At 35.4% G+C, this 8,539-nt stretch carries 6 protein-coding genes; 4 read left to right on the top strand and 2 right to left on the bottom strand.

What is annotated here, in order from left to right; genetic code table 11:
* The 4 genes from UIB65_RS02640 to UIB65_RS02625 all read left to right on the top strand — a co-directional run.
* Positions 1-633 (top strand): DHHA1 domain-containing protein (locus UIB65_RS02640; RefSeq protein WP_330039583.1); only part of this gene is annotated, 633 nt, incomplete at its 5' end.
* Position 634: 1 nt separating this feature from the next.
* Positions 635-1,822, top strand: coding sequence for an aconitase X catalytic domain-containing protein (locus UIB65_RS02635; RefSeq protein ID WP_330039582.1), 1,188 nt, complete (start codon positions 635-637; stop codon positions 1,820-1,822).
* Positions 1,823-1,913: 91 nt separating this feature from the next.
* Positions 1,914-3,443, top strand: coding sequence for a Mur ligase family protein (locus UIB65_RS02630; RefSeq protein WP_330039581.1), 1,530 nt, complete (start codon positions 1,914-1,916; stop codon positions 3,441-3,443).
* Between the two features lie 178 nt (positions 3,444-3,621).
* Positions 3,622-5,943: a DEAD/DEAH box helicase gene (locus tag UIB65_RS02625; RefSeq protein WP_330039580.1), complete on the top strand. Its 2,322-nt coding sequence runs from the start codon at positions 3,622-3,624 to the stop codon at positions 5,941-5,943.
* Here the strand turns inward: UIB65_RS02625 and UIB65_RS02620 are convergent.
* A complete protein-coding gene (locus tag UIB65_RS02620) occupies positions 5,940-6,689 on the bottom strand; it encodes a sugar phosphate isomerase/epimerase (RefSeq protein WP_330039579.1) in 750 nt (249 codons plus the stop codon). The two genes, UIB65_RS02625 and UIB65_RS02620, sit on opposite strands and share 4 nt — an antisense overlap.
* An 8-nt stretch (positions 6,690-6,697) precedes the next feature.
* Complete coding sequence (locus UIB65_RS02615) at positions 6,698-8,539, bottom strand: PINc/VapC family ATPase (protein WP_330039578.1); 1,842 nt, start codon at positions 8,537-8,539, stop codon at positions 6,698-6,700.

The raw sequence follows: 8,539 nt of genomic DNA, 5'->3' as shown, positions 1-8,539 counted from the left end.
GATTTGGAAGATGAAGAGAAAGATCTCTTGAAGGATGCGCTCATGAGAATTAATCCGGACATTTTTGGCGACTGCTATACAGTTCCAAAGGAAGTTCCTTTATTGCGTGATTTGGAGGAATATTCATATATTCTTGATGCATGCGGTAAAAACAAAAAGCAAGGTTTGGGTTTAAGCATTGCTCTTGGCGAAAAGGATAAAGCACTTGATGCTGCTTTAAGATTGCAAAGGGAATACAGGGACCAAATCGTGAAAGGACTTGAATGGATAAAACGTGAAGGTGCGGTTCAGCTTTCTGACATCCAGTACTTGTACAGTGAAGATAAAGTATTGAAATCTGTAATGGGAACTATAGCTAGTATTGGCTTATCAGTTAATTTATTGGATAACTCTAAACCTGTAATTGGTCTATCAAGACTCCATAAGGATATTAAAATTTCTGGTAGAACTACGAGGGAAATGGTTAGCAAAGGTGTGGACTTGGGTAGTGCTTTAAGGGATTCCTCCAACAATTTCGGCGGTCAAGGAGGCGGTCACGATATTGCTGCGGGGGCAATGATTCCTTATGAAAGCAAGGACAATTTCCTGCATCTGGTTAATGAAATGGTCGAGTATCAATTAAATAATGATTAATATGTTTTTAACAAAAAAAGAAGAACAAATGTGTGATGGAGAGTTCGGGGAAACTATTAGGAAGAGTATGGATATTCTTGTTGCATTGGGTGATATCTATGGTGCTTCTAAATTAGTCGATATTACTTCCGCACAGGTATCCGGTGTTTCTTATAAAACTATTGGTGAAGCTGGTTTGGAATATTTGCAAGACTTGGCTGGCGATGGTTTGGGCGTTGCTAGTGTAAATGCATCTTTAAACCCTCCGGGAACTGATTTGGACAATTGGGAAATATTGGGATTTCCTCGTGACTTTGCAATTAAGCAAAATCAAATCGTAGATGCTTATGGGGATTTGGGAATCTCAAAGACTTGTACTTGTACTCCTTATCTTGTAGGTAATGTTCCAAGATTTAGGGATCATATTTCTTGGTCTGAATCCTCCGCTGTTGCTTATGGAAATTCCGTGATTGGTGCTAGGACTAATCGTGAAGGAGGTCCAGCAGCTTTAGCAGCAGCAATTGTTGGCAAAACTCCTTTGTATGGTTTCCATTTAGAACAAAATAGAAAAGCTAATCTTGTTGTAAATGTCAATACTGAGTTGAAGGGTGCAGATTTCGGAGCATTGGGTTATATCATTGGAAAAGTTGTTGGTGGCGGTGTTCCATACTTCAAACTTCAAAATGTTCCAAACAACAATGACCTAAAAACATTTGGTGCGGCTCTTGCTTCATCAGGTTCTGTAGCATTGTATCATATTGAAAATGTCACTCCTGAAGCTGATATTGCAGGTGAAGCTGATGTTGAGGATATAATGTTCATATCTGAAAAAGAAATTCTTGAAACTCGTGAAAAATTAACTACAACAGATAGGGAACCTGATTTGATTTGTTTAGGTTGTCCTCATGCATCTTTGGAAGAAATTAAAAATGTGGCTAATATTGTTCAAGGTAAAACTATTAAAAATAAGTTATGGATTTGTACATCAGTTAGCGTCAAGGCCACTGCTGACAGGATGGGTTACACTGAAACAATTGAAAGGGCAGGCGGTAATGTAGTCTGTGATACCTGTATGGTTGTAGCTCCTATTGAGGATATGGGCTTTGAAGTAATTGGTGTTAATTCAGCAAAAGCAGCAAACTATGTTCCATCAATGTGTGGATTGGATGTTGTTTATAACGATGTGGAAAATCTTATTCAATTTGAATAATTTTTCATATTCTTTTTCAAATTTAAAAATTTAAAATTAATAAAATTATACTGCCGTTATCAGGTAGTGATTGAGGAAAGGAAGTAAAAACATGGATATATCTGACTTTAAAAAAGACACCACTTTTGGAGTTATTGGTGTTTGCGGAGCTAATGGCAATTTAATTGCTAGAATCCTTAAAGAAAGAGGATTCAATGTCATTGGTACTGATATTTCTCAAAAAAAGAATTGTAAATTTGCAAGCGCTCTTGAAGGTTATGATATTGAAGTTTTCTATGGAAAAACTCCTAATGCATTTTTTGATAAATCTGATTATATAATTCCTCCTGCTAGTTTGTCTAAGGATTCTGAGATTTATAAAAGAATTAATAAACCTGTTGTTGAATTGACTGATGTTATTGAGCTTTTTAAATCTGAAAAACCAGTATTTGGGATTACTGGAACTAATGGTAAAACTACTACTACAACATTACTTAAAAAAATTGCAGAAGAAAACGGGATTATTCCGTGCCAGCATAATTTAGCGGGAATGCAGGGCAATGCCGAATTTATTCCAATTTTACAATCTAGATTGGATGCTGATGTGGGAATATTGGAAGTGGGTACTTTTGGTGTTCCGGGCACAGTTGGTAGAATTGTTGTAAATACTGACATGGAAGCTGGTTTGATTACAAATATCACTCCTGACCATTTGAATGATTTGGGCAGTTTCATGGATTATGCCAATGTTAAAGGGGAATTCATCCAGGAACTAAACGGTAAAAAAATCATTGTAAATGCTCATGATCCAACTATAATGGGGCTTTTAAGGGAATTGAACTATGAAGGTGAAGTCATTACCTTTGGAGTTAATGAACGTCCTGATTCAATTGGTATCAAAGAATGTGTTTGCGGCAATGAACTGGCTGTTAAGGAAATTATTTCTGGTTGTGGATATTATTTCTGTAAATGTGGCCTTACAACTCCTCAGGTTGATTACATTGCAACTAATGTTGATTTAAACAATAGGACCTTTGATTTATTCACTCCTGAGGGAAAATTAACTGTTCAAATGGCAATAGATGGACTTCATAATGTTTATAATGTCACTGGAGTTATTATAGCTGCCCGTGAATTTTTAAAATTACCATATGATAAAATTTTAGAGCCAATATCTACTTTCACTGGTGTTGAAGGAAGAATGGAAAAGGTAGATACTGTAAATGGCAAGACTGTTTTTGTAGATTATGCCCATAATCCTGCAGGTGTTCAAACTGTATTGAAAGAATTCCAAAAGTTATTTGGAGATTTTACAACAGTTATTACAGTTTCATCTGAATCAGGATACTCCGGTGATTTGAATATATTCAATAGTGTACTTAAATTTTCAAAATTTGTAGTTCCAGCATCACATGCCTCTCAAAATGTGGCGATTGAAAAATTGAATGAAAATTCCAGACTGAATGACCGGATATTTTTAAATCACAGAAGTCATTTTAAAAAATCAGGCACTCTCGGTGCTAATGAAAATGATGTTCGTGATGGAATTAAAAAAGCTTTGAACTTGGATTGTGAAATGATTGTAGCTATTGGTGAAGCTGCAACTAAATATAAGTCAGTTATCACTGATTTAAAATCTTAAATAGTGTTATTTAATTATAATCACTATTAATTATTTTTTTTATTTTTTATATTTTTTACTTTTCAAATGCTCTCACTTAATCTTTTTTAAATATTAAATATAATATGTTAATAAGGGTTATTGGTAGATAGTATTTGATTATTGTAATACTTCTATTTTGATAAATGAAGGTTTAATTATGACTAGTTATATAAATCATCCATTAATTAAAGAGAATTCCATTGAATCAAGACTTTATCAGCAAATTCTCGCAGGGGATGTTTTAAAGAAAGGAAATACTATGGTTGTGGCACCTACTGCACTTGGTAAAACAATTGTGGCAATTTTGGTTGCTGCAGATAGGTTATATAAGGTTAAAAATTCCAAAGTTTTAATTTTAGCACCTTCTAAACCTTTAGCTATTCAGCATGAAGCCAGCTTTAAAGAATTTTTAAATCTTCCTTGCACTTCTATAACTGGTGCCGTAAAAACCGATGAGCGTGTTACAAGATGGGAGGAATCCAGAATCATTTGTGCAACACCCCAAACTGTCGAATCCGATTTACTGAACGGACGTTATGATTTAAGCAGTGTATCACTAATTGTTTTTGATGAATGTCACCATGGTGTTGGATCTTATTCTTATGTTTATTTGGCTTCCAGATATGTGCAGGAATCTAAATTTAATCTTATTTTAGGTTTAACCGCTTCTCCAGGTTCTGATAAATCAAAAATCAAAGAGGTTTGTCAAAATTTATATATCCAAAATATAGTTGTCAAGACTGAAGACGACACGGATGTAAGGCCTTATTTTAATCCGGTCGAAATAGAGTGGGTTAGAATAAAGATGAGCGAAGCGCTGGAAAAAATTAAAACCAATTTGGATAAGGCTTTGAAGATTAGATTGAAAGCCTTGAAAAATATGGGTGTTATTAATACAGTTTCGGTCAATAAAGTGGATATCCTAAATGCTAGAGGTAGGATACAAGGCGAGATTGCAAGGACCACTAATCCGAATAAGGACTTGTTTCAGGCCATTTCAATATTGAGTGCCGTAATCAATATACAGCACGCTCAGGAGTTGATTGAAACTCAGGGGGTCGCTACTTTCAACAAATATGTTGCAAGGTTGCGAAAAAAGAAAACCAAAGCTGCAAAATCATTGATGTGGGATGATAATTTTGGACGTGCCGTTACACTTGCAAAAGAAGCTGAAAAGCATGGTTGGGAACATCCAAAATTAAGGGAATTAACTAAAATTCTTAAAAAGGAGCTTGGTTCTGGTGACGGACAAACAAAGCTTCAGTCCAAGAGATTCACAGATAATGATGACGATGCCTCATCAAAGATAATTGTCTTTACCCAATACCGTGATACTCTTGAAATGATTCATAAAAAGCTTGAAAAAGAAGGAATTAAATCTGCTAAATTCTTTGGTCAAGCAGCTAAAGATGGTGAAAAAGGTTTGACTCAAAAGCAACAGAAAGCTATTATCAAATCTTTTAGAATGGGTGAATATGATGTATTATTGTCGACCAGTGTTGCAGAGGAAGGTATTGATATTCCTGCAGTTGATTTGGTAATTTTGTATGAGCCTGTTCCTTCTGAAGTCAGAATGATTCAGAGAAGGGGGAGGACAGGTCGTAAAAGAACTGGTCGTGTAAAAGTTTTAATAACAAACGGAACAAGGGATGAAGGTTATTACTGGGCTTCCATCAATAAGGAAAGCCGAATGAAAAATCAATTGATTGATCCTGATGTTTTAGAGGAGTTAAATCAGTCAGCTGTTCAAAGAATGGAAGGTGAAAAGAAAGTTAAAGTTCTTGAAAGACCAAAACAGGAAAATGACTTCCCTGTTGTTTATGCAGATTCTCGTGAAGGTAATTCAAAAGTTATCAGACATCTGACTGAAATGGAGATGGATGTTAAAGTTAGGTCAATGGCTGTTGCCGATTATCAGGTTAGTGATGAGGTAGCCATTGAAAGAAAAACAACTAAAGATTTTGTAGATTCAATAATTGATAAAAGATTGTTCAAACAAGCTCGTGAATTGTCTGAAGAGTTTAAAAAGCCTTTGATGATTCTTGAAGGTGATGATTTATATGCGGGTATGGTTAATGCAAACGCTATCAGAGGGTCCATCGCATCCATCGCATTGGATTTTGGAATCAGTATAATTCCTACTAGAAATGCTCAGGATACTGCAGCAATGATTAAAAGGATTGCAATTAGGGAACAAAATGGAGAACAATCTCCCGTTCAAATCAGAACAGATAAAAAACCTGTTAGCTTATTGGAGCAACAGTTGTTCATTGTGGAGTCATTACCTAATATAGGTCCGGTCAATGCAAAAAATTTATTGGAACATTTCGGTACTGTTGCAGGAATAATAAATGCATCCGAAAAAGAGCTTCAGGAAGTTGAAGGAATAGGTAAAAAAACAGCGGAAAATATTAGAAAAGTTGTTGATTCCAAATATTTATATTTCCAAAAAGAAATTAAAGAAAAAAGACTTCTTTAGAAGTTTTTCTTCATATATTCATAACTTTTTTTAATGGAATCAAAGTCATTTACTTCAAGGATATAGATGCCTTTGTAATTTTTTGATTCTAATGAATTGATTATATCATTTAATTTAATATTCCCTTCACCTAATGGTAGGTGTGCATCATCATCACCAAAATTATCATGCGCATGTACGTGTTTAATTGAATCAAAAATTATCTCATCTGCGGAGTATCCTGCATGGTTGGCATGGCCGATGTCTAATGTCATGTACATTTCGTATTCTTCAAGCAATTCATTCAGGGCATGAATGTCCTGATAAATCATTGTATCAAAATTCGGCATGTTTTCAATGGTTGCCATAACGCCCAAATCGTTTGCATAATCTCCAATTTCTTTAATTGACCTGTTTGAAAACTCATAAACCTCTTTTTTAAAGTATTTGCTTGCTAAAAATGATGATGTTCCGGGATGAACGACAACAGCTTCCGCATCAACTTCATTTGCCAAATCAATAGATGATTCAATCTGCTTTATTGAGTTTAATCTGCTTTGGTCTTGAGGGCTTGCAATGTTAACATCCATAAAGGGTGCATGAATGGAGTATTTTAAATTATAGCTTTCCAATAGGTCCTTATCAATTCTTTCTGCAGGATATTGATGAACTAGTTCGGCATAATCAAGTCCTAAACTTTCAATGAATTCTAAACTTTTTTCCAAATCAAATTCTATGCCTGCTAATGTTGATGCTCCGATTTTCATAGTATCTCCTATTTTTTAACAGCAGTAATTTCCAATCCCATTTCAACAGCTTCCAATAGGAAATCGGATAATTCAATGCCTTTTTTAATTTTTATTTCTCCTTTTTTGGATGTTGTTGCAGTAAGCAAATATTCTCCGTTAATGTAAATGTCAAAGTTTTGTCTTCCGTTGTCTTTACCTAAATCCAAAATCAGCTGCTTTCTAGTATGTATGATGTCAATTTCAAATGGATTTTTATTGACAGGCTTTTCTTCAATGATTTCGACCCCTAAACTTATTCCAATGCTTTCTTCAATTTCAGCGATTCGTTTACCGTTTTTTCCAATAATCTTTGGGACGAACTCTTCTGGGATGTAAATATTTGCTCTTTCTGGTGAAATTACCTCCACGTCAACTTTGGATTTTTTAGGAAGAATCTTTTTGATTTTCCTTAAAATTTCCTTTTCTGCAATTTTATCTACTGAAGATTTGTATCCCTCTTCACTATTGCTTCCATTAACCAAGTCAATGTCCATGACTATTGTCTGTTCGCCATATGTGTAGATTTCATTTTTAAGTTCTCCTGTTTCAAAGTCACGAACTTCGATAACTGGCCTTGCAAGATCAGCTTCCTTCATTCCTGTTGGGACTTTGACGGTCATTTTTGTTTCATAAACGCTTGTCACTTTTCCGTCTTCAATGTAAATGCTTGTATCAACAATTGAAGGAATTACTCCAAGTTCTACTCTTGATGAAATTCTTTGTATAGCATCTATTGGTCTTGTTGCATGCACAACACCAATCATTCCAACACCTGCCAATCTCATGTCTGCAAATATGCTGAAATCGGTGTTTTTCCTAAGTTCATCATAAATTGTGTAGTCTGGCCTTACAAGCAGCAAGACATCTGCAGTATTTTCCATCCTTCCTTCAAGAGGACTGTACTGTGTAATGTCATCAGGCAATTGCAAATCCCTAGGGGATTCCATGGTTTTAACGATTTTGTTTAATTTGGATGAATAGTATTTTGCGATGGCTTGTACGAATGTGGATTTTCCAGCACCTGGCGAACCTGAAATCAGAATTCCTTCTGCATTGGTTCTGATTCTTTCAAGCAGTTTGTCTGAAAGGTGGTATTCGTCCAAATTGATGTTGGCGACAGGCCTTACTATGGTAATTTCCAAACCTTCTGAGAATGGAGGATATGCAATTGAAATTCTGTACTCCCTTGATTGGACAACAAAGGAACCCTCTTTTGATGATTCCAAATATGTCTTCGGATCACTTTTTGCCTTGTCGAGAATTTCATCCATAATTTCATGAATTTGTGAGTATGAATAAGGCTGGTTTTCAAGTTTGACAAAGTCAATGTGTCCAGGCACTCCTTTTTTTGCCATAGGAATTACATTTTCCTTTAGATGAACTGACATTGTTGTTTCATCAAAGAATTTTTCGATTGAGAGAGCTTTTTCAATATATTTTTGTTCATAATAGTAAACGGGAATTCCCTGAGCTTTTGCGGTTTCGGCCTGCACCTTGTCGTTTGTGAGCAATGTTCCCATTTCAGACCTCGCTAAATCTCTGATGATGCTGTCGATTTCACCACTCTTGGCATACTTGATGTCATAATTGGTTGGGCGTTTGCCTTTAAAATCAATAGCCAATTCTCCTTCATATTGCATCCGCTGCAATTTTTGAAGTTCCTTTAGGCCTTTATGCCCTTCGCTTCTATTGTCATTGGCCTGATGTTCAAGTTCACAAACAACTGCTTCGGGAACAATAATTTCCGGATAATCCAGGTCTTCCTTTTCAACAATTTCGCTCACGGCACCGATTATAACAGCACTTGTGTCTGGAATAATACGTTTCAT

Origin of the sequence: Methanobrevibacter sp. (genome assembly GCF_036307625.1) — an archaeon.
Lineage (GTDB): Archaea > Methanobacteriota > Methanobacteria > Methanobacteriales > Methanobacteriaceae > Methanocatella.
The sequence above is the reverse complement of the archived record's forward strand: the minus strand, read 5'-3'. Positions and strand labels throughout refer to the sequence as shown.

Bases quoted from the DNA above. Each gene is read 5' to 3' on its own strand.
- UIB65_RS02635 (WP_330039582.1), top strand. From the start codon at position 635: ATGTTTTTAACAAAAAAAGAAGAACAAATGTGTGATGGAGAGTTCGGG.
- UIB65_RS02630 (WP_330039581.1), top strand. From the start codon at position 1,914: ATGGATATATCTGACTTTAAAAAAGACACCACTTTTGGAGTTATTGGT.
- UIB65_RS02625 (WP_330039580.1), top strand. From the start codon at position 3,622: ATGACTAGTTATATAAATCATCCATTAATTAAAGAGAATTCCATTGAA.
- UIB65_RS02620 (WP_330039579.1), bottom strand. From the start codon at position 6,689: ATGAAAATCGGAGCATCAACATTAGCAGGCATAGAATTTGATTTGGAA.
- UIB65_RS02615 (WP_330039578.1), bottom strand. From the start codon at position 8,539: ATGAAACGTATTATTCCAGACACAAGTGCTGTTATAATCGGTGCCGTG.